The 24,958-nt window shown below is 27.3% G+C and carries 11 protein-coding genes; 5 read left to right on the top strand and 6 right to left on the bottom strand.

The annotated features are described in order from the left end of the window. The first annotated feature begins 750 nt into the window (after nucleotides 1-750). The 5 genes from ACWXVU_RS01720 to ACWXVU_RS01700 all read left to right on the top strand — a co-directional run bounded on the left by ACWXVU_RS01720 (nucleotide 751) and on the right by ACWXVU_RS01700 (nucleotide 6,051). Nucleotides 751-2,214, top strand: a complete 1,464-nt coding sequence (locus ACWXVU_RS01720) for a DUF1846 domain-containing protein (RefSeq protein WP_438340533.1) — start codon at nucleotides 751-753, stop codon at nucleotides 2,212-2,214. A gap of 9 nt (nucleotides 2,215-2,223) precedes the next feature. Further along, complete coding sequence (locus ACWXVU_RS01715; RefSeq protein ID WP_456012048.1) at nucleotides 2,224-3,408, top strand: phosphopentomutase; 1,185 nt, start codon at nucleotides 2,224-2,226, stop codon at nucleotides 3,406-3,408. Nucleotides 3,409-3,477: 69 nt separating this feature from the next. Continuing rightward, nucleotides 3,478-4,911 carry a proline--tRNA ligase gene (gene proS, locus ACWXVU_RS01710; RefSeq protein WP_456012047.1) on the top strand — a complete coding sequence of 478 codons (1,434 nt, stop codon included), beginning with the start codon at nucleotides 3,478-3,480 and terminating at the stop codon, nucleotides 4,909-4,911. A 17-nt stretch (nucleotides 4,912-4,928) separates the two neighbouring features. Next, nucleotides 4,929-5,231 (top strand): thioredoxin domain-containing protein, encoded by a 303-nt coding sequence (locus tag ACWXVU_RS01705; protein ID WP_438340530.1) that lies wholly within the window; start codon nucleotides 4,929-4,931, stop codon nucleotides 5,229-5,231. Nucleotides 5,232-5,238: 7 nt separating this feature from the next. Next, nucleotides 5,239-6,051 carry an HAD family hydrolase gene (locus tag ACWXVU_RS01700; RefSeq protein WP_444704933.1) on the top strand — a complete coding sequence of 271 codons (813 nt, stop codon included), beginning with the start codon at nucleotides 5,239-5,241 and terminating at the stop codon, nucleotides 6,049-6,051. Between the two features lie 116 nt (nucleotides 6,052-6,167). On the opposite strand, the gene ACWXVU_RS01695 is transcribed toward ACWXVU_RS01700, so the two are convergent. The 6 genes from ACWXVU_RS01695 to gyrB form a co-directional block, all read right to left on the bottom strand. Further along, a complete protein-coding gene (locus ACWXVU_RS01695; RefSeq protein ID WP_456012045.1) occupies nucleotides 6,168-7,862 on the bottom strand; it encodes a hypothetical protein in 1,695 nt (564 codons plus the stop codon). 995 nt (nucleotides 7,863-8,857) lie between these two features. Continuing rightward, nucleotides 8,858-19,411, bottom strand: a complete 10,554-nt coding sequence (locus ACWXVU_RS01690; RefSeq protein ID WP_456012044.1) for a hypothetical protein — start codon at nucleotides 19,409-19,411, stop codon at nucleotides 8,858-8,860. Between the two features lie 285 nt (nucleotides 19,412-19,696). Continuing rightward, complete coding sequence (locus ACWXVU_RS01685; protein ID WP_455965976.1) at nucleotides 19,697-20,527, bottom strand: hypothetical protein; 831 nt, start codon at nucleotides 20,525-20,527, stop codon at nucleotides 19,697-19,699. A 20-nt stretch (nucleotides 20,528-20,547) separates the two neighbouring features. Then, nucleotides 20,548-22,020 (bottom strand): hypothetical protein, encoded by a 1,473-nt coding sequence (locus ACWXVU_RS01680; protein ID WP_456012043.1) that lies wholly within the window; start codon nucleotides 22,018-22,020, stop codon nucleotides 20,548-20,550. Between the two features lie 9 nt (nucleotides 22,021-22,029). Beyond that, nucleotides 22,030-22,785: a phosphotransferase family protein gene (locus ACWXVU_RS01675; RefSeq protein ID WP_444704915.1), complete on the bottom strand. Its 756-nt coding sequence runs from the start codon at nucleotides 22,783-22,785 to the stop codon at nucleotides 22,030-22,032. A 9-nt stretch (nucleotides 22,786-22,794) separates the two neighbouring features. Then, nucleotides 22,795-24,762 carry a DNA topoisomerase (ATP-hydrolyzing) subunit B gene (gene gyrB, locus ACWXVU_RS01670; protein WP_438340523.1) on the bottom strand — a complete coding sequence of 656 codons (1,968 nt, stop codon included), beginning with the start codon at nucleotides 24,760-24,762 and terminating at the stop codon, nucleotides 22,795-22,797. Nucleotides 24,763-24,958: the final 196 nt, after the last annotated feature.

Raw genomic sequence — 24,958 nt, 5'->3', positions numbered from 1 at the left:
AGGTAGATAAAAATCTACACAAAGATGGGAACAAACAAATAAGATTCAATTATTAACTTTTTAAAACACCAAAAACTTATATGCTAAAATCAATTTTGTTTCTATATCTAAAGAATCTTTCTTTGCCAAAAACATATTTTTACAATAAAAATTGCACTAAAAAAACAATATATTTTAATTTTATAAATACAACTATAGTTTGAAAAAATATTTAAAAAACAAAATTTAAAAAATTAGTAATAACATATTAGGTTCTTTTTTACTTTATATTATTTAAAATTAAAATAAATAAATCTATCTTTAAGAAGCATCAAAAATTTTTTGCACTATAAATAGTAACGTCTATCATTTGATCTTAGTAGTTTCACTGATGATGTAGCATTCTTTAAAAGTTTATTTACTACCTAAAAATCAAAAATGTATGAGGATTTATAGTCTTGGCGCCTTTGATAATGCAATTAAAAATAAGCATTCAACACGGTTAATTGCAAAATGAAAATCATTTTTATATGACATAGTTCAATGTAAAGAAGCAATTTAATTGTCAAAATTCCCCTTTATTAATTTTTTGTAATCATAATTTTTAAAAACTCATCTAAACTTTAAAACTAATTATCATTATATAGTTTATGAAGCGTTGCGTTGTTTTCCTTTTAAAAGATGACTATTTGTAATTTCTTAATATCATAATATTAAATTGTTATAAAATTATTTAAGAATTAAAATAAATTTATATTTTAGGAAAAATTTATGGAAATTGGTTTTGATAATAACAAATATATTAATCTTCAATCTGATGAAATTAGGAAGAGAATTGATAAGTTTGGCAATAAATTATATGTTGAATTTGGTGGAAAACTATTCAATGACTTTCATGCCACAAGAGTTTTGCCAGGATTTAAACATGATGCAAAATTACAAATGCTGTTAAAACTTAAAGACGAAGTTGAAATAATGTTAGTGATTGCTGCCCAGGATATAAAAAACAGAAAAATAAGGTCTGACATTAATATTACATATGAAGAGGATATTTTTAGAATTATTAATAAATTTAAAAAATATGACCTTGAGGTTAAAAATGTTGTAATAACACAATATGAAGATTCTATTCAAATCAAGTCCTTTATTCATAGGCTAACTAAACGAAGGATTAATGTTGTTAAGCAATATCATATAAAAAACTATCCCCACGACATTGAACATATTGTATCTGAAAGCGGTTTTGGCAAAAATGACTACGCTATTACTAAAAAAAGAATCATTGTCGTAACGGCGCCAGGACCGGGATCTGGGAAATTAAGTGCAATACTTTCACAACTATATCACGACAATAAGAATAATATAAAATCTGGCTATGCTAAGTTTGAAACTTTTCCCATTTGAAATCTACAAGTAAATCATCCAACCAACCTAGCATATGAAGCAGCTACAGTAGATTTAAATGATATAAATATGGTCGACTCATTTCATTGGAACGCATATAAAATCAAGGCGACAAATTACAATCGAGATCTTGAAGCATTTCCAATATTAAATAATTTATTAACAAAAATATACAATACATCACTGTACAAATCGCCAACAGATATGGGTGTTAATATGGCAGGATTTTGTATTACCAACGATCAAGCAGTTACCATAGCCTCTCAAAAAGAAATAGTATGTAGGTATTATCAAACCAAAGTAAATTACCAACAAGATAAATGTCCAAAAGTCTATCTAAATAGATTAAATAAAATAATCAAAAATAACAATATTGACCCTAATATTATAGGATCAATAAAATTTGCAAATGAATACACCAACAAAAATAATTTAGTTTGCTCAGCTATTGAAATAAATTCTGGTCATGTTTTGTTAGGGAAAGAATCTAAGTTATTAAATTCTAATAGTGCTGTAGTTCTAAATGCCTTAAAGTACTTTGCAAAAATTGATTCAACAATTGACGTTCTAAATCCTGATGTCATAGAATTAGTTAAGGATTTAAAACAAAACTTACATTACAATCATCTATCACTTGATGTTAAAGAAACGCTTATGGCCCTTTCAATTAGTGCGCTAACATCTAAAATAGCTAAAAAAGCATATGATCAAATTAATAAACTTGCTGGTTTATATTTACATAGGACCACAATATCAAGCGAATCTGATAAAGAAATTTTAAAAAGTATGGATATATATTTAACCGAACAAGTTGAAGTAATAAAACATTAAGGAGAAATTATGAAATTTAATCGTATATTTTTTATTGTAACAGATGGTTTAGGAATTGGACCTGAGCCTCGTCAAGAAGAATTTGGTGACAAAGGTGCAAATAGCTTATTGCATGCCTCTGAAGCCTTACCACTAGAAATTCCAACATGAAAATCATTAGGTGTTACCGAAGTAGCCAAAATTGCAGGACATAATCAAAAAGTAAAAAAACCACTTGCATATGTTGCAAAAATACATGAAATATCAAATGGAAAAGATACTCTAACCGGGCACTGAGAAATGATGGGAATTTATACAGAAGTTCCAAACCCTCAATTTACTCAAAAAGGCTTCCCTGATGATTTGGTAGCTGAACTATCAAAAGCATTTGATGGAAGAAAAATTATTGGTAATAGAAACGCTTCTGGTACAGTTATTTTAGCTGAACTTGGTCATCAACATATGGAAAAAGGAGATATGATTATTTATACTTCTCCTGACTCGACTTTGCAAATCATTGGCGATGAAAAAACATTAGGTGTTGAAAAACTTACCGAATATGCAAAAAGAGCAAGAAAAATTTGTTCCTCAAAACCAGAATGGAATGTAGCAAGAGTTATATCAAGACCATTCGTTTATGAAAACGGAAAATTTACAAGAACATTCAACAGACACGACTTTGCAAACAAACCAACAAGACACATTATTCTTGAGGACTTACAAAAAAAGGGTATTGAGGTTATTGCAATCGGAAAAATTAACGACATTTTTAGTGGTGTTGGTATTGATAAAGTGTACGGCCCTGCTTCTGATGATGAAAATATGGACATTGCTATCAATATCGCTGCATCTTCATCAAAGAATCAATTTATTTTTGTGAACTTAGTCCAATTTGATAGCCACTATGGGCACCGAGAAGATCCGATTGGATATAGTCAAAATGTTTCAAGATTAGATATTAAACTAGCAAAACTAATTAATGCTATGAAAAAAGATGACTTATTAATTATGACTTCTGATCATGGTAATGACCCAACCTTTGGACCAGACCATACTAGAGAAGCTCTACCTTTAACAGTTTATTCAAAATCATTCATGCATCCGAAAGTTTTGGGGTCGCTAAGAGGATTAGGAACAGCTGGTAATATTGTTGCTAGAAACTTTGATATTCCTACTGTAGCAACCGGCGATGATATTTTTGATGATTTAATATAACGGCCTATCTGGCTGTTTTTATTTATAAATAAAAATACAAAAACAAAAAAAACTATAAAATTATAAGTTGTGAAAAAACTAGAAAAAATTACAACTCAAAAAGAGAATTTTGCAAAGTGGTATACCGATGTCATACAAAATGGCGACTTAATGGCTTATGGCTCTTCGAAAGGTTCGATTATATTCAAACCATTATCATTTGGAATTTGAGATAATATTCGCCTTATCCTTGACAAAAAATTTAAGACCTTGGGTGTTCAAAATGTCAATCTACCTCTTTTGATTCCAGAAAGTTTATTAGCGAAGGAAAAAAATCATATTGCAGGTTTCAATCCAGAATTAGCAACAATCACTGAAGTCGGTGGAAAAAAACTTAATGAAAAATTCTATATAAGACCAACAAGTGAAGTTTTATTCGGCGATTTCTTTAAAAACGAAGTTGAATCATACAATGATTTACCTTTAATTTACAATCAATGAGTAAATGTCCTTAGATGGGAAAAAACAACAAATCCTTTTTTAAGAACAAGAGAATTTTTATGACAGGAAGGTCATACACTACACTCTAATTCACAAGAAGCACAGGAACTAACTAAGAAAATGTTAGATGTATACACCAACTTTATTGAAGAATATCTAGCAATACCTGTTGTTAAGGGGCAAAAAACCGAACATGAAAAATTTGCCGGCGCCAATTATACTTTTACTGTTGAAGCAATGATGAAGGATGGCAAAGCATTACAAGCCGGAACAAGTCATTATTTGGGCCAAAATTTCACAAAAGCATTTGATATCACATTCAAAAATAAGGAAAACAAACTCGAAAATGCTTATGGAACATCATGAGGTGTTTCGACAAGATTGCTAGGCGCGTTAATAATGACTCATGGCGATGATAGAGGAATTATTATTCCACCTAAAATTGCTCAAATAAAAGTCGACATTCTTGAATTATTTGCCTCGAAAGATCCAAGAGTGGCACGAGTTGCTGAACAAATTCATAAAAAACTAAATGAATTAAATATAGAATCAAAAATAGATAAAACTAATAAAAGTGCAGGGTATAAGGCTGCCAATTCCGAAATTCATGGTACACCTTTAAGGATTGAAATAGGTCCTCGAGATCTAAACGAAAATAAGGTTACACTTGTCAGAAGAGATACACTCGAAAAGATTAGTGTCTTTATTGATGAGGCAATAAATAAAACTCAAATGTTATTGGTTGATATACAAAATAACCTATTAAGTGAAGCGAAAAAGAGATTAACTAACAATATAAGAGTAGCTTCAAACTATACAGAATTCAAGAAACTGATTGAAGATGGGTATTGAGTTATAACTAAATTTAATGGCAACGGCGATGATGAAGATAAAATCAAGGAAGAAACCGGAGCTTCAACACGGTGCATACCTTTTAATGTCAATATATTGCCAGAGTATGAAAATTGTTTCTATACAAACAAAAAAACTGATAAAGTTGTTATTTTTGCTAGAGCATACTAAATGAACGGAGATTAAATATGTACAAGAAATTACTACAAAACGAATTAAACGACGATCACTTGACAGGCAAAGCGATTTTGGCTTTTAGAGCGGTTTGATGTCCACCATGCCAAATGATAGGCCCAGAAATCCAACGTTTAGGCACAGAAAATGAAGGAATTAATGTTTTTGACTTTGATATTGATCAAAATCGTGATTTTGCACGTGAAATGAACGTATCAAGCATACCTTCATTGTTCTTCTATGTTGATGGAAAATTAATTAATACTTCACAAGGATATATGCCTGCTGAAGAATTAATTAAAAAATTTAACAACTAAATAAAATATGATTAATTTTAAACCAAAAGCCTATTTTACAGACTTAGATGGTACATTATTAGATTTACCTAAAACAAAAGAAGGACTAAGTAAAGAAAATTTTGAAATAGTTAAAAGCAAAAACGACTCGGGAATACCTTTCATCATTGCCACTGGACGTTACGCATCAGATTTTGTTCTTAATTTAGCTAAACAAACAAATTCGCCATATGTAATATGTCAAAATGGTGGTTTGATTGTTGATTCAAATGGTGAAACCATATTAAAAAACGAAATTCAAAAAGACACTGTAATGTCTATTGTTGAAATTCTAAAAGAAAAAAAATTATTTTTCATTTTCAATAGTGGTAACACAATCTACGGTACATCCTCTAAACTAAAGTTATTCAGACCTTGAATTAAAAATTTAATTCAAAAAACTTATGATGATATTCCTCATATTACTAATGCCACAAAAATCATTACCTTTGGCGGAAGCAGAAAATATATAAGAATGTTAGCGGAAGAATTAGCCAAGAAATTCAGAAACCTTTCACTTCATATTGTTTCAAAGGGTTATGCGATTGAAATTAATGACATAAACGCAGGAAAAGGAAAAGCAATAGATTATGTCTGCAGACTTCTTGATATTAATCCAATTGAAACTGTACATTTTGGAGACTCAGGTAATGACACTTCAACAATCCCTTATGTAGGGGCATTTATCGCTATGAATAATGCATTAAAAAACATTAAAATTCAAGCCAAATGAGTAGCTGGCTCTTATAAAAAATCTGGGGTTGCTAAGGCTGTAAAAAAGATTGAAGGTAATAATAACTAATTTTATATTTATTAATAAAAACAAAAATAAGGCACAACCTTTTTTAATGGGTTGTACCTTATTTTTTTGATTGTTTCTAGCAAACTAATACAATGGTAATATTAAATCCCATAATTTTAAGCAATATTTTTAATAAAGTCCTCAAAATCTAAATTGTAATGATTTGTTAAATCTAAAATTTTATCTTCAAAATAAATTTCAAGACTGTTTTGTGATTCAAGAAGGGTTTTATCTGTATCGATATCTTTTATAAATGTTTGAAGATAATAATTCGTTATTTCTTTTGTTTTAGTTTCAATATTTAAATCCTTAAATGCATTAGCCAAATCATTTTTAAAATTATTCACTAATTCATCAATTTTTCCAAGCAAATCAATTCTAGTTTTTACGGTTTGATAATTAGCATCAGTCGAAAGGAATTTATCTAATAAAATATTAACAACATCATGATATGAATTTATTTCGATTGGATATAATAAAAACTTTTCATAATATTCTTTACCAAGGCTACCGTTTTGAACCTTGTTCATATAAACGTCTATTAATTTATTGGCAGATAATAAAAAGTCAATCAATTGTTTATTAAATGTTTCCCTTTTTTGCCATCACAAATCATGTAAATCATAAAATTTTTGCAATTTAGGCATATCAATATTTAAATTATCATCATATAAACCGTATCTTTGTATTCTTAACTCTAGTTGTAAATCTAAAAACGCTTTTTCTAGTTCATCAAAAAACATTGTTTGAGGTGTATATGGTTTTTGATATTTTTCTTCGATATTTTCTTGAGAAGTTAAAGGATTAGTAAAGTTATAAACATAATTGTTTCTATTAAAATAGGTATATAAAAGTGTTAAAAATCTTTTTAATAAAGGTGTATCAAGATTTTTGACTAATTGTCTATTAATAATAAATTTTTCATAATTTCAATAAAGTCCTTTGTCGTTATAATCCTTTTCTAGAACTTTTTTTAATTTATCATTAAAAACAAAAACATTTTTAAGTTCGTTAGGATAAAGTAGGGATGGGTCATTAGGATTATAAAAGTGCTGGCTGATTTGCTGTCTGACACCTTGCTCATATCTTTCTATAAATGCTTCGGTATTATAATAATGTCTCAATCCCGCTTTTTTAACTTCTTCAACATCTTTTAGATAAATTGGCAATATTTGATTCTTAAAAATATTATTTAAGTATTCTGCCTTATAATAGCCGTCTGAGATTTTGAATTTTTCATCATTAAATTCTGAATTATCATTAAGAAACTTGCTAAATCTATAGTCACTTTGGTAGTAATCTTTATATTTTTCCTTAAAGTAATTATATTGTTCATTAAGTTCCTTAACATCGTAATTAAGAGCAAAAAATTTTAAGGTTGGTTTATCCTCGCCTTTGTACTTATATTTTAGTAGAATGTATAATTCAGCACTAGGATCGTTAATAATATATTTTTCATTTGTTAATTGTTTAATGAAATTTTTATCAACAACCTTGATCTCGTTATATTCTAACTCATCCTTATTTGTTATTTTTAAAACCTTAGTATTATCTTTTAAATCTTTAAATAATTCTGGTTGAAATGGAACTTCTTCTTTTAAAACCACACTATTTTGTCTATCCATTGAAGGTTTAGTTTCTTTCGCTGGTAGCACAGTTTCTTTCTTCATTTGATAGGATTGACCTATCCTAATTCCGCCTAGCAAAGCGCCAACAACAACGCCCGTTCCAAAAATAAGCGGAAGTGCAATAGCTAATGCTTTCCTTTTTCTATTTTTTCTTTCTTCTTGCGAAACATTTCCATCTTGCATATATATTCTCCTTTTCATTTTTTATTAGCAATTTATATTAATATTTGATATTCGAAAATAAAATAACGCTTATTTTTTAAACGAATCTACAAATTTATTCTTTTATTTACTAATGGATTTTTCTATCTAGTTTTTACCGATAGATACACGAAAATTTTAAATTATTTTTTATGCTTTTTGAAAAAAAAAAAAATAGCGAAAATATAAAAAATAAAATTTTTAAACACCAAAACTATGCTTTTAAACTTTTTAAAAATTTAATTCTTGTTTTTTGCATTTTTATAATTTTTCTCTTGTGTAAAATTCTTTTGGATTTTTAAAAAATTCGATTTTTTCATAATTAATTCCTTTTAATAACAAAAATCTAGACATTAATTTGCCTAGATTTTTAAACTTTATATATCAGTATAGGTTTATTTTTTATAAAAAAATTAATATCAAAGTTATTGCAAAAAACATTTTTACTAAAAAAACTATTTAAAGCAGCAAAAATTATAATGTCTTATTTAAAAATCCACGTTCATACTACACATCATTATTTTCTTCTACATTTTTTGCACTAGCATTTTTTTATACCAATATTTCTTTTTATACCAATAGTAATGTTCTATCACAAATAAAAGAATCCTAGCAATTGCAAAAAGCGGTAATATAAATAAGGGCAACATAAAAGCGTCTCATTATGCATATCCATCTTGCAATAAATACAATCCCGATCAATAAAATAGGTAATCACAACCCAAATATAATATTTTTTTCCATTAAAACAATTGTTTATGCCATTTTTTAAAATTATTTTGAGCAATAACAAAGCTCAATTTTTATCATTAACCTCCACTAATATATTGATTATCTATAAAAATAAATCAATGATAAGGCTAAAAACTTCTTGATTTTTTAGTTTTTGAATTTGCTTGCACTACTAAAATAACTTACAAACTTATTAATATTTTGAATTATTCTTATTCTTTTTTAAAAAACATAAATCAATTTTTTTATATTTTCCAACCTAAATCGTAATGCGTCAATAAATTACTATTTTTATTCTGTCTACGGAAATAATCGTATGTTGTTGCTCCACCTACAAAGGCGGCTACAAGGTATTCATTTCCTTTAACTTCTTGATGAGTTCTTGCATTATCTAATAAAGCAGCAACGGAAAAAATTCCATCTTTATTTGGATTTTCCTTAAATTTTGCAAAGCCAAATCCTGCAATAGTATCTACAGTTGCATATAAATCCTCTATACTTGTAAGTTTTTTATCTTTTTTAGCTAAACTAATTGCCTGATCAATTAAATTATGGTAATTGTCTAGCGGAAATTGATTTCATTTATGATTTTTAACATAACTGTCATTATATATTGGCCTTCATTGCGTAGCGGCGCTGAATATATCATTAGTGTCCTGCTGATTAAAATATCCAGTTTGATCGTTGCTAATTTGCACTCACATATGTGCAAATTGCGCTAGTGTTCTATCCGAACTATTTGATTCTGTATATGTATAATTATTTTGATACTTTGTTTCGCCGTTATTTTTAAATCCTTTAATAAAATCCTTTTCTTTAAATTTATTAATTAAATTAATATATTTAGGATTTAAAGATTTTTTTGCTTTGCTAATAAGAATTTCGCCTATGAACTCAAGCGAATTGAGTACACTGTAAAGACGCTTTGATTCATAGTATCTGCTAAAAATAAATTCACGTTCAATTTGTTCTTCTTGTTGTACGTTAGAAGCTCTTTCAATCTTTTGTTTAAATTCCTTTATATATTGTTCTTCAGGAGCATTAAGAATTTGCTTCTTATTTTTTTCTGGATCAGAATTGCTTGTTTTTAACTGTTTTAATCTAGTTTCAACCCTTTGTACAATTAATTCTTTTCTAGCATTTGATATAATATTTTCTAATTTAGTTAAGGAATCAGCATCATCTAACATACCGTTATATTTTGATTTTGAATCATTACTTTTTAGTTTACTAATCATTGTTTTTAAATCACTTAGTTTTCTTTGATATGATCTTAGCTCAGGAATAATAACATTTTCAATTGTATTTTTATCAGGAGCTAATTGAACTCTTTGGTTAAAGATATTTAATACTGATTTAGGTATTCCGCTTTTATCAATTATTAAATAATCAATATATCCATGATATAAAGGAATTGTATAATCATTAAATTTCTTTAACTCCGCTGCACTATTAAATGTTCTTGCATCATTAACTAACTCTTCATATCGTTTAATTCCATTAAGAACATTTTTGCTTAGTAAGCCCTTGTTGTCTCTTATATATTTTTCAAGATTCTCAGAACTACTTCAAAATCTCGTCAACTCTCTTTTGTACTCTAGAAGATCATTTCTAATTTCTTCTAGCTGTGTTACATCACCTGCAGATGCAATCTTTTTAATATAAGCTTTTTCTACTAATAAATCGGTTTTAAATGAATCTTTTAGCAATCTAACCACTTCATTTGCCTTTTCTACAAATTGATTTAATTTATCAATATCATTTTCTTTTGTTATACCCAACTTATCCTTATAAGATTCACGAAGCTTAGACAATTCTTCATTAACTTGTTGACTATGAACTAGTTCATTACCGCTTCCAACATCAGATGATTGTAAATCCGTAATTCTATTAATCTTTTCTAAAACCTGGTCAAATTTATTTATTTTAGCAAGTAATAATCTTAATTTTTCTGATGTATCAGCTTTTGAAAATTCTTCATTTCAAACGGATGCTTTGGATGCTACATCAATATTTTGAATTTTAGTCTTAATATTATTAACCAATTCATTGAGATTATTTAGTTTGCTTTCCAATGCTTGCACTTCTTGATGATTATTAATTTTAGTACTTATTTTTGTAAAACTATTAACCAAAATATTCTTTAAGTTATTCTTTGAATTCAAAGAGTTTGCTTGATTATGGTTATCATTAGGTAAAGCTAATTTATCAATGAAATTATTGTAATTCGCCTTAACTGCTTCAATATAAATTAAAGCAACTTGTTGCATCCTATTTTCGTCTGGAAAGCCATTTATAGCATCGATTCTTGCTATAAACACTTTTTTGGAATCACCTAAATGTTTGAAAGTGTTGATATGATTTTTAGCTAATACTTTCATTGTTAGCAATAATTGTTTTTCCAATTCACTAACCGTATGGTCAGAAGATTTAGGGTGGGTTCTATTAAATCTTGCTGCAAGATTCGTTTTATTTTGTGCTTCAAAATATTTTTCTAACACTTGCTTATAATAAGCAACTTTTTGACTTCAATCATCTGGAAAAGCAGTCTTTACTTGGAGTATAGTTGTTGCTTTATTTAATTCAGTTTTGATTGCTTGTTTTGCAAATGCATTATTTTCACTATATTGCAGTAAATCAACTTGCGGAGCCTTTTTGTTAATCTCATCATTAAGTTCGCTTAATTCAATTGCTTTATTTATAAATTGATCAATTGTATTTAAATTATCAACACCTACACTTAATACATTAATTGAATGTTGCGCCTCACTACTATTCTTATTTGGATAAGGAATATTATTAATAATTAATTTTAATTTACTCTTAAATTCAGATTTAATTTCATTTATCAAAGAGTTAGCTTCATCACCATCTTGGATAGCGTCAAGTTTTTTATTATATTGATCAAACCTTGTAGCATCTTTGTTATTAAGATTTTTATAGGCTTCAACTAACTCCTTAGATTCGTTATACTTAATTTTAAAATCATTAATTTGAACTATTATGTTTTGCATTGTTTGGATATCTAAAGCATTTGAAATTGTTTTATTAAATGTCGTTTTGTTACTATCCTTAGCAAATAAAGAAAGAATGTCTTTGGCAGTTTTCACTTTTTCATTAAATTGCTTAGCTTCATTTGTTATCCTAGTTATTTCACTATGATAATTTAAATAATTTATTCCTGCTTGTCTAAGTAAGATTATATATTTATTTTGTTGATTGATATTTAGAAAAATCAATTGCTTTACTTGTGCAATTGCTTTTGCTCTTGCAATTTCAACTTCAATTTCATTTGCCAGTTGCGACGAAGTATCTGCTTCTTGCAATTTATCTAATCTCGTTTCAAAATCTCTAAGCTTAATTTCTTCTTTCTCATTTAGTGACTTATATTCGTTAAGTTTTAAAGTAGCATTGCTAAATTGATTTCTAAATTGTTCTATCTTATTCAACACATTTTGAATATTGCTTGCATTGTTTGCATTTTCAATTTCCATCATTAATTTAGCTCTATTCCCAACCTTTCCAATTTGGGCTAGTTTATTTCTTGATTCAAGTACTTTTTGATTAAATATTTTAGCATCATTAACTTGGAGCTCAATTTGTTGCTTCGTAGTTGCTTTAAGAATTTCATCCCTATAATACTTATGAGCAGCCTGAGTTAGATTATCTTTGGCAATCAATAAATAATCAATAACACCATGATATAAAGGAACCACCTGTTCAATTATGCTCTGCAATTCATTTGGATTAGTTTGAGTTCTTATATGTTTAATGAATTCATCAAATGTTTTGAACTTTGTGCCGTCAATTATTCTTTCATTATCGGGCTTGGCAGCGTTTTCTAAAAGTTTGTCTCTATGATCAAAAATATAAAAACCGATATAAGGGGATGTCTTTTTTCAAAATACATCCATTTTATTTTTAACTTCAGATGCATTATTCATTATGGTCTTAATTGAACCTACGCCAATAGCCTCTTTGATTTGCTTTAAAAATACTGACATCATTAATGTATCTCTTTTTACAAATAACATTTTTAACTTATCATATGCGGCCTTTACTTCACTAACAATAGATTTTAACTGCATTATTTCAGATTGATTATTAGCGCTAAAAATGTAGTTTAATAATTTTTCTCTTAAACCTACTATGTTTTGATTTACATCTAAAACATCTTCCGCCTTGCTACCATAACTAATGTCAAATTCATTTTTTTCGAGATCAATAATGGATAAAATATCTCTTTGTAGCTCAACATACCGCTTGATCTTATTTTTAAGTTCCTTTAGTTTTTCTAAGTTATCTGCTCTTGAAAACAAATCATTGTAGAACATTTTTTTAGTAATATCTGTTATCAAATTTATCAGGCTATTTAAGTCATCAACCTGCTCTTTATATTTCTTTAATTTATCATGCAAAATTGTGACTTCTTCATTGACCAAAATAACTTGATTTATCTTAAACGAATCAACTAATTGAGTTTTAATTGTTGCTTTTGATTGGGCGGAATTACTATCTTGTGGATAAGCAAGATTTTGAATAAATTCAATCGCATCATCAGCAATAGCTTTATTAATAATTTGATGCGGTTTTTCAAAAATATCTTGATCTATAGCAAAAATTATACCATCAACTAAGATATCATTAATTTGCTTATGCAATTGTTGTTTTTTGCCTTCATCGGCTACTAATAAACTATCAATTTTAATCTTTGCTTGTTTTTTAAATTCGGTTATTAATAGTTGACAAAATTCTTGCAAACTCAAACCTTCGCTATCACTTGCGCTCTTTTGAGGATATGTATGACCTAATTTGTTAGTTACAAAATAAGAATTAATACCAAAGTACTTCTCAGCCAATTTCTTGAGTGTTTTAATATGCTGAGGTCAACTTTTAGGAAGAATTTGTTCTAATTCGGCAACTGAGGTTGCAGAATCAAAACCTTCCAAAATTTTAACTAGTGCATGCGAATTGCTTTCGCTATATTCAATGGTTTTTGCTAATTCTATCAATTCTTTGAGCTTAGTATCAAATGTTTGTATCTCTTGCTTCTTTATTGTAACTTCACTATTGTTATTTAAAGCTTGAACTTCATCCTTAATTTTTTTAATTGACTTAGCAACAAAATCATTATTTTTCTTAGGATAAGAAACCCGATCAATTAACTTAAATGTTTCTTCTTTTTTATTTTGTAACTTTGCAGATTCAACTACTAAATTAATGCCAATATCATTAGTTTTTTTATCTATTTCGCTTTTATAGTCTTCTTTTTGTTTGGTAGATAAATCAACTAAATTATCAATTACATCAGCTGCTTTGGCTCTAAGTAATTCTAATCTAATATTCTCAAGATTTTTTATGTCAGTAACACCATTAATTAACTTATTTATTTTATCTTTCCGAAAGGCATCTACAATCAGTGAAACCTCATTATTTATTGTGGTTATTTCATTTTTTAATAAATCTAAAATATTGTTAATAGGATACAAGCCCTCTTCGCTCTGAACAGAATCAATTTTTGTATTAAATAAATTTCTTGAATTCTGTGAAGTCACATCATTAATAGGATAAGGTATTTTTTGAATCTTTTGCTTGGAATTTTGTTTTTGAGCTTCAAATATTTTTGCATTAATATCAGTTAACTCTTGTTGTAAATCCAAACTATTTCCAGATATTTTTTGGGTTATTTCTTGTTTTTTAGTTTCTTTAACTAGATTATCTAAATCAGTTAATCCATCAATTAATTTATAGGCGGTTTCACGTTTTGCATTATATATATTTAGTTTTAAAACCTCTTCTTCTTGCTCATTGGTTAGAGAACTCAATTCATCAAGTAATTTTGCCTGATTTTCAACTGAAATAGGATACTTAATGCCTTCAATTAATTCCTTATATTTTTCTATCTTGCTTTTTAAATCGTTATTAGCTAATTTATTTATTTGGTCCTTATTAATTGACTCATCTAATTTATCATTTAATTTCTTCTTAGCCAAACTAGGTTCCATTGGGTAAGAAAGAGAATTTATTCTATTTTTAGCGTTATTAATGGCTACTTCTAGTTCGCTAAGTTCCTTTAGTTTTAAGTAATAACTATTTTCATTTATTATATTGCTTAGTTGTGATTTTAAAATAATTTTAGCTTTGGCGTTACTTAAAGGATAAGGTAATTTGTCAATCTTAGCAACAAGATCAATTATGTAGGCTTCATTTAAAACCGCAACCATTTCATTGTATGATTTGTTATCTAATTTTTTGATTAATTCAGAAGATTTTGTTGTCTTGTCAAGATTAGATAAAGCTTTGATTTTTTGTATTATTTCTTGTTTATCTTCTTGTAATGCTTGATTAATTTTTTTGTTAAATATTTCAAATTTATTTGATTCATCAGCCTTATTAAATTCTATATTTAAATTATCTAAATGCTTAGGATTTATTTTTTCCAAAATTCCTTTAGAATTAAAAATATTTTTCTCAATATCTTCCAGTTCTCGTGCTCATTTATTATTTAATAAATTTGTATCATTAGACATAGTACTAAAATCAACTTCAATCTTTTTAATAATTGAAGTAATTGCTTCAGATTGTTCTGATTTAACTGATGGGTATTCTAATCCTTTAGCTTTTTCAATTAAATTTTGTTTCCGAGATTGACGATATTGAGACTCATTTTCATTTTTTGCTGCATTAATGTTTTTCAACAAATTATCAAAGTTATTTCCATCAACAGATCTATTTAATTCCTCCTTTAAAGCTTGTTTTCTTTGCGCTATATTATTTTTTAATGGACTTTTATCTAAACTATCAATTGCTTCCTTTGCCTTTTTAATTTTTTCTGGAATTGATTTAATTAGATTTTCTAGTACTTCAATTTCATTACTATTTTTAGCTAAATCAATCTTCGAATTCAATATGATAGTTGCAGGGGCTGGCTGAGGAGTATCCTTATAATAATCAAGTTCTAAAATTTGTTTTTTTAATTTATATTTAGCAATCTCGACTTCAACTTTTTCAAGATCACTTTTATTAATTATTGTGGTAATTAACTTTTTAAGTTCAAATTTAACATTATTTACATCAATAACATCTTGCAAACTTAAAGAATCAATTAAGTCTCTAACCTTATGAAGTTCGGCAACAAAATCTTTAGTTTGCTCCTTAATTTGATTATAAGAATTATCATCAATAACTATTTGATCAATAACATTATCGAATTGAGCTTTTGTTGTATTAAAATTATTTTTAATCGATACATCTGAATTACTATCATTAACATAGTCGCTCATTGAAATTAGTTTCTTAATTTCTTCTTTTTTATCTTTTAACCTTGCCTCATTGACTATCTTTTTTATATTTTCATAGTCGTCATTAGCCTCTATTCTAGCATTAAATGCACTAACTAATTCTTGGCTTAAATTGGTTAACTTAGTTATTTCTGTCTTCGCCTCGACCACATCGCTAGCATGTGCATTAGCAATCTTTTTAATTAATTCATTAAATTCTTGATCGGTGTAAGAATCTCTTAATTTGTTTCAAAGTTCTAATTGATTCTTTTTTGATATTTTATTAATAGCTTGTTTACTTGATTCAATGTTAATTGTTATATTAATAATTTTGTTATCTATTTCAGTAATTTTTTCAGAAATTCCAACACCATTCGAATCAGTATAATAACTTTTAATCTTGGAAATAGCTGGGGCATCATTGCTTCCAATGTTAAAAACGCCATCACTTTTTGGATATGGGAGAGATTCTACCTTATTATCAAGCGCTAATTTATTTGATTGGTTATCAAGTGCATTTTGAACCAAAGTATTTAAATTATCAAATTCTTCATCTGTATTTGCTTCATCAAATTTTTCTTTTATTTCATTAGAAATTACTAGCAAATTAGATAGTTTTGTATTAACAATAGCAATATTTCTTTTTATTTTTTCGATTATAGATTGGTAATTGGTTACTTGTTGCGAATCTTGTAAGGCTTCAATTTGAGAAATTATTTCAAGAACTGCTGGGGCTTTATCCTTATGCGGATATTCAAATTTCTTGACCTCGTTAATTAATTTATTTTTTTGATTTTGCAACTTAGCGTTTATTACTACTTTTTGAATTTCATCATATGTTTTAAAAGTACTATCATTTATTTTTTCTTTATACTCTTTAGATTGATCAGATGTCAATAAATTAAGTTTTTCTATTTCGGCAATTGCCTCATTTTTATCCTCATTTTTAGCATCTTGAATTATTCTTTTAAGTTCATCAAATTCATTATTATTTGGAGGTAAAAAATTAGAGTTATCAAGTTTATTGTTTAAACGTGCCTGTTTTTGCGGATTTACTTTTTTAATATCATCCTTATAGCGATTTATTTTATCAGCTAAACTATTAATTATTGAAGCTATATTTTTAATTTTTTCTAATTTTTGATTTTGACCTAATGTAGAATCATTTTCAATATTATTTATCTCATTAATCATTTCTTTTATTGCAGGAGCATCTTTACCAGAAGGATAAGGAAGCCTATTAATCTCAGATTTAATAATTTCAATCTCGTCCCCTGCTTCCAAAGCAATAATAAGCTCTGAGTCAACAATAATTTTCTTTATTTCATCCAATGCGATATCTAAGGCTTTATTAATTTTCTTAACTAAATCATTTTGTTTTTCGCGTTGGCCAACATCTTTAATTTTATTGTTAATCAAATATGCTTTGATTTTTTCTAGTATAACATTTAGCTGATAAATATTCGTGGCTTCATTTATTTCATCATTTATCGAGTCGCTTAATTGCATACTAAAACTTAATGAGCCAAGTTCATTTATTAGATGCTTTTTCATATCATTAAATAATTTCAATGCTTCAATTTCGATATTTTTATACTCATCCTGCGTAGTATTTTCAGCATTAATTTTCTCTTTAAAAACATGATATTGTGAAGAATTATATGATTTTGAAACATTCATTAATGCTTCATTCTTTGCCTTTTCTAATATAGATTGGGCCTCGGTTATAATGTTACGTAGGTCATTTTCAGTGCTTGATTTATTAGCAATTATGGATTCGAAATTAGACTTTTTGTCACTTTGTGCAAGACGCATAACTATTTCTGAAGCAACTTTTCTCAAATCTTCTGTATTTGCTAATAATGCATCAATATCTTTTTCTATCTTTTTGATTTCATTCTCTGTTTCTGCTTTAATTAATTCACTATTAAATTTATCCCTTGTTGTTGAATTTTCTATTTTATCGGCCTTATGTTGAACACGATCCTTAAAATCCTTAATATAAGTATTTATTTGATTAATAACATCAAAAATTTGTGAAGGATTATGAATTTCGGTATTTAATTTTTGTTCTATAGCAGTCTTGAAATTTGAAATATTTAGTCTTTTAATCAAATCCTTAGCTTCTGCTTGCAAAATAGAAAGAGCTATTGTATCGTTTACTACAACCATAACTTCATCTAAATTTTTATTATCTAAATTGTTTACCTTATTAACTAATTCTTCGATCATAGGAGATAAAATTGAACTATCATTAATTTTCTGTATCAAGGAACTATTAATTATTTTGATAAAATCAGCTTTATTTTCAAACTCTAAAGCCTGAAAGAATTTATCTTTAATATCAGTTATTTGCTTAAGATCAAAATTATCGCTTTTTAACAAGGCTTCATACATTTTTTTTATATATTGATCGGATACTCTTGATAACAAAAATTGAGCTTCATTTTTATTAATTTTCTTTGCTCTATCAAATGTATTAAACACTTTTTCAAAAAATATTTCATTTTCTACGGTCTTAATTAAGGCTTCAATTTCATTTTGATTTATTGCCTTATTTTGCTTGTTATAAAAATAGTTTTTCGTTCTTGTGACAATCAATTTTGATACAAGGTCCAAAAGTTTTTTCTTTTTATCATTCAATATTTTTTCAATCTTTTTATTGATATCGTTAAGCTGTTCAATTGTCGTTGAATCCTTTGCTTTTTTAACCAAATTATTTCTTTCTAATCCGAAAGATAGGGCTGAAAGAGTATCCAGTGTGGCTATTTTTTGTTTAATAAGTTCGATGTAATTTAATGATTTTGTATCCTTGATTTTATTAATTAAGTCCGCCTTTTCTTCACTACTAAAATTAGAATTTTTCGTTATTTCTTCAATTAAATCCTCCTTAATTTTTTCAAACGTTCCCCGCTCACCACGTTTAGCAAGATATAACAAAATATTAGATTTTAGTCTAGCTAAATCTTCATTATTTGCTACTTTATCTAGTTCTATATAAAATTCTTTAGCTTTATTTTTATCGATTAGAACAACCTTTTTAATTAACAAAATAATTTCATTTTCATATTCTATAAAGTCCACAACTTCTTTCTTTGTGTAGATTTTTTGTTCTAATGAATTAATTACATCTGCTTTATTTTTTTCAATATTTTTAAGAGATTTTGAAACTATGTTATCAGCAAGATTTTTTATTTCTTCTATATCCTTTTTGTTTTCTGCTATTACCTTATTAATCAGTAAAGCGATCTTTTCTTGATTTTGTTTTGTATACTTATTGAAATAAGCATTTTTTAGAAATGCTTGCACTTCAATTTTAAGAGAGCTATCATTATATAAAGAATCGGATTGTTTTTTTAATATATCCTTTAAGTAAAAATAGTTTTGTTTTAAATCCAATTGATTTTTTAAATGCGAATCCAAAAGAATATATGTTCACGTCCCAGCAGTCATTAATGTTGCCGATCCAGCCATTGTATATAATACATTACGTCTCTTTTTATTCAAATTTTTAGCCATATATCACCTCTATAATATACTAAGTATTATATATATATATATATATATTGCTTAGATAAAAACTTTTTTATGATAAAAATCAGCAAAAACAACAAAAAACACATTTTTTGGTTTTTATTCTTTTTATGAACATTTTATTATTTATATAGCATAGACATAAAAAAATAAGCACTATATTTTCATTTATAAAAAAATAAAATTTTAGAAATGAAAAACAAAAAACCATCTTAATTAAGAGGTTTTTGTTTACATGCTAAGATTGTTTTGGTATATTTGCCTTGCTTTTTAATTCTTTTTTTCTTGCTTCGAATCGCTTTTAGATTCTATTGTTTCAAATGAAAATTTCACTAAAAATTTCACCTTATCTATTATTCCGTTTTTATTGATAACATTTATTTTGAAAATAAAGTCTTCATTCTTAATTTCTTTTTTTGCCACAACATTTCTAAAGTATTCGTGTATTTTAGAAAATAATGTCTTTATTTCAAAACCAGTAACATTCTTCTTATTTTCAATAAAAAATGTTTTATTGTTCATAGTAAAATAATATGAAATAGCTAGCTTTAAACTAGTTAATTGTTGAATAAAATATTTAAAATCAATGTCATATTTATTTTTATCTTTAAATTTTTTAAACTCATCTTGCAGCTTTACCACTGCAATTTCCTTATCGGAATTTTTATCTAAAGCAAACACAAATTTCTTATTATCAAAATAACTATCTAAATTATAGCCAGTCTTATAAAACGAGTAGTTTGTCAAAAGATGAACTCCATATTCTCCATTTTGATTCGATATTTCAACTTTCTTGTCCAAATCAAACAATTCGCTTGCTGGTATTTCCTTTTCAAGCACAAATGTTGAAATTGTGTTGTTTTCAGATTTTTCGCTCTTTTCGAATTTAACATCACGTTCGCTATCATATAAGTAATTTACACTTCTCGACTGATTTGTTGAATAAAATATCGAAACACCAGAAATTACACCAATTGATGCAATTATTCCAGAATACATAAAAATAGTTGTCAATAGTTTTTTAATATTCTTTTTAGGTTTTGCCGATAAAGAATTATTCATATCACCTTTAGACTCGATTTTTTTGTTATTCTTTCTCATTAACTACTCCTATATATGTTTTAGCTCTTATCTTCAATTAAAATTTCTTTAATTCTATTAGCTATATTTCTAACTAATTTATCATCATTATTTAAAACCTTATTTTGCAAATAATGAACAAATAATGCCATAATACGATATCTATAAAAATCTAGTGGTTTATGTTTATTATATGATCGTCAAAATTGTTCCTCAATATTTTTATTAACTTTTAAATTTTCAAACATAAATGCAATATCTAAATATCTAGAACTGCGATAAGCAATTGATCAGTCAATCACATAAATACCTTGATTATCATCTCATAAAATATTTTCAAAATTAAGATTATTATGACAATTTGCATCAATCTCAATTTCTTTTATTCAGTTTACAATCTGAGAGATGAGATCATTACTACCAATTTCAATAACTAAATCTTTTTTATTTACATTATCCAAATATCACTTTATTTTTTCATACAATATGTAGTTAGGGAATTGAACATTTGAATCGTGATAGGTTCTCATAATTTTAGCCAATATCTTAATAGTTCTATGAGTTAATTGAAATTTATCCTTTCTAGTTAGCCATCTTCAAATAATTTTATTCTCATCTTCATAAATAAAAGTTGGAACAAAATAAAAATCTTCAATTGTCTTAATTTTAAGACGGTTATCAAATTGATTGTGGTGCTTATGCACAATAAATTTGTTGTTAATTATTGAGGTTCTAGTTTTATATACATTTAGGGACTCAGGAATTATATCCTTATTAATTGTTAAATAACGATAATCACTCTTATATTCTGCCTCGCGGTATGTATTAACCAAATATATGTAATCATCAAAAACATCCTTGTCTAAATTAAAATAGTCAATAATCATTTTTTTATCAATTCCAATGTTAATGTGCAGTAGTACAAAATCAAAATATGGGGAGTTAAGAGATACGCTATCCATATCCACCAACTTAACAAAGTTATACTTGTTAACTATAATATTATGTTTTTGGATATTATTGTGGCTCAAAACCTGTTCTTCATTTTTGTACTTATGAAGCAATTCATGATATTTTTTGTCTTGAATAATAAACTTATTTCAATTAAATTTTTGCACCTCAATATTACACTCATGAAAACTCTTTACACAATTAAATATTGAATAAATAGTGACCTTTTTAAATTTTATATGAAATAAATCTTCACCTGGAAATCATTTTTTTATATATATTCCGTCTTTAGCAAAAATATAATCCTTAAAATGTTTAATAACAATAAATTCATTCTCACATTCAGCATCAAATTTATGTTTAGGTATTCTTATTTGTACTCAAAGATTATTATACTTAGCAATAAAATATGTCTTATTTAATTCATGACGATAAAAACGGACATGAGAAATTCTCTTTGCAACTTCTTCATCAAAAGTAGTTCTAATCATTTCAAACATTCTTTCAATTTCAAACAAATGCGAATTATCAATAATATGATTGTTTTTTTCTTCTAAATACATAGATCTTCTTTATAAATTTGCCTTATATTCTTTATCATATTCAACTATTAACTTATCAACCCTATCTAGATAAAGTTTGTCATCAAATGGTTTTATTGCATGTTTATTTATTCATAAAACAATTAATGCATTAACTATAATTTTATGAGCAAGTAAATATTTATGTTCAAAATCATCTCCATAAGCATCCAAAAATATTTTTTCCTGTTCCTTGCTAAGATTTGATGATTCAATAAAATATGCTAAATCAAAATGTACATCGCCCATTGTTGCATACTCTCAATCTGTTATAAATATCCCTTTTTCATTGTCGATAAAGTTAAATAATCATAAATCATTATGAACAGGAGCTGAATTATCAATATTTTTTAAAAATAAGTTAATTTTTTTGTAATGTTTGTCTAAAATTGGAATTTTACGTCCTAACTTAGATATTGTTTCGCGATAAACCTTAAACCTTCTAGCTATTTGATTTTCCTTATAAAACTTTAATTTCGAATTATGAAGAGTAATCAATTTATTACCTATCTCTTTTAATTGTTCATTTGTTAATGTATTTGGATTTAGGATATCTCCTGGAATTCATTCATTAATAACCATGGTTTCATCTTCGGATATTGTTTTAGGAACGAAACTAAAACAATTTAAAATACTATTAGGTGTCTTATGATTGAAAGAATCAAACTTTTTTATTTTAATGAATTGTTTATTTTCTTCATCAAAATATGTGGTGTTGGTATATCCTTGATTTTTAACTAACTTCATTCTTATTCCTTAAAAATCAATATTAGATACATATTTAGCATTTTCTTCAATAAAGTCATGTCTTGGTTCAACTTCTTCACCCATTAGTGTTGTAAATACGCGGTCGCAAACAGCTACATCATTAATTTGTACCTGAAGCATTTTTCTAGCATCAGGATTCATAGTGGTTTCTCACAACTGTTCAGCATCCATTTCTCCAAGCCCTTTATAGCGTTGTATAGAGATAGCTTTTCTATCATCAAATTTGCTTAATATTTCTTCTTTTTGAGCATCGTTGTAGGCGTATTCAACTCTCTTTCCTGCAACTATTTTATATAGTGGAGGTAAGGCTATATATACAAAACCATATTCAATCAGCGGTTTTAAATAACGATAAAAGAAGGTTAATAGCAATGTTGAAATATGAGCACCATCAACGTCAGCGTCAGTCATAATAATAATTTTGTGATATTTTAGTTTATTAATATTAAAATCATGTCCAATACCAGTACCTAAAGCATGAATAATGGTCTGAATTTCTTGATTTGATAAAAATTTAACCTTATCATTTTTTTCAGCATTTATTACCTTTCCTCTTAAAGGCAGTATAGCTTGAATAGATCTATCCCTTCCGCCTTTCGCTGAGCCACCAGCAGAATTCCCTTCGACAATAAATAATTCTCTTATTTCCGCATTCTTAGATGAACAGTCGGCAAGTTTTCCAGGAAGACCGCTAAATTCCAACCCATCTTTTTTTCTTGAAGCTTCCTTGGCAGCATTAGCAGCTAATCTAGCACGTTGCGATTGCAAACATTTGTTAATAATATTTTTAGCAATATTAGGATTTTCAGCTAAATATCTTTCTAAAGACTCTGAAACGACTTTGTTCGTTGCATAACGTGCATTTGCTGAGCCAAATTTTGATTTTGTTTGACCATCAAAAACAGGATCACTATGCTTAATAGAAATAACTGCAATAAGTCCTTCTTTAGAATCCTCTTTGCTTATTTTTTCATTTCCCTTAAACAATCTATTTTCCTCAGCATATTTATTAAAGATTCTTACTATAGAATCATAGAACCCATTTTCATGTGTCCCGCCCTCAGTAGTTTGAATATTATTAGCATATGAAATAACTGTTGATTGATAGGCTTCATTATATTGAAAAGCAACCTCTACTAAAATTTCAACTTGCTTAGGCGGTTTGTTATTAGCAATCTGCTCCTCAGTTGGTTTGTCAACATCACTAAATGTGCCTAAGGCATAAATAACTTCTGGGTTTATAGTCTTTTTACCTTTATTAAGTTCTTTGACGTAGTCAACAATACCCCCATCAAAACAAAAAGTTTTTTTAGTATCTTTTGTTAAATCAATTAGGTTAAACATAAGGCTCTTATTCAAATAAGCCACCTGCTTAATATGATCGCTAATAGTACTAAAATCAAAATCTATTTTATCCATAACTGTATAATCAGGATGGAATTTAATTCTTGTGCCAGTTTCACCGATAGGAACTTCACCAATAACTCTTAAATCATCAATGGGTTTTCCGCCATTTTCATATTTTTGATAATGTAATTTACCTGCTCTTTTTACTCAAACTTCAAAAGAATCACTTAAGGCATTAACCACAGAGGCTCCAACACCGTGTAACCCACCACTAACTTTATAGTTGCTTGAGTCAAACTTTCCGCCAGCATGCAAAACTGTTAAGATTGTTTCAACAGCAGATTTTTGTGTTGAAGGATGGATGTCGACAGGCATGCCACGTCCATTATCCTCAATCTCAATAAAATTATCCTTATGCAAGGTAACGCTTATCTCAGTAGCATAACCAGCCATTGCCTCATCAACCGAGTTATCTAAAATTTCCCAAATGAGATGATGAATTCCTCTATAGCCGGTTGAGCCAATATACATTCCTGGTCTAACACGTACAGGATCTAACCCTTCAAGAACTTGAATATCACTAGCAACATATTTTTTTTCCTCAGGCATTTTTTCTCCTTACAATATAATTGCTTTGCAATTATAATAAATAAATTATATCAAAAAGTCATGAAAAAATAGTTTTATGTAAGCATGGTTAATATTAATAAATGTAAAATTTTCTAATTAATATGTTGTTCTGCCTAACAAGTGATATTTTTCTTTTCATTTTAAGGAATAAAATGCAAATAAACACAACTTTATT

The sequence above is a fragment of the Mycoplasma sp. 2575 genome, from assembly GCF_053851635.1.
The sequence above is the reverse complement of the archived record's forward strand: the minus strand, read 5'-3'. Positions and strand labels throughout refer to the sequence as shown.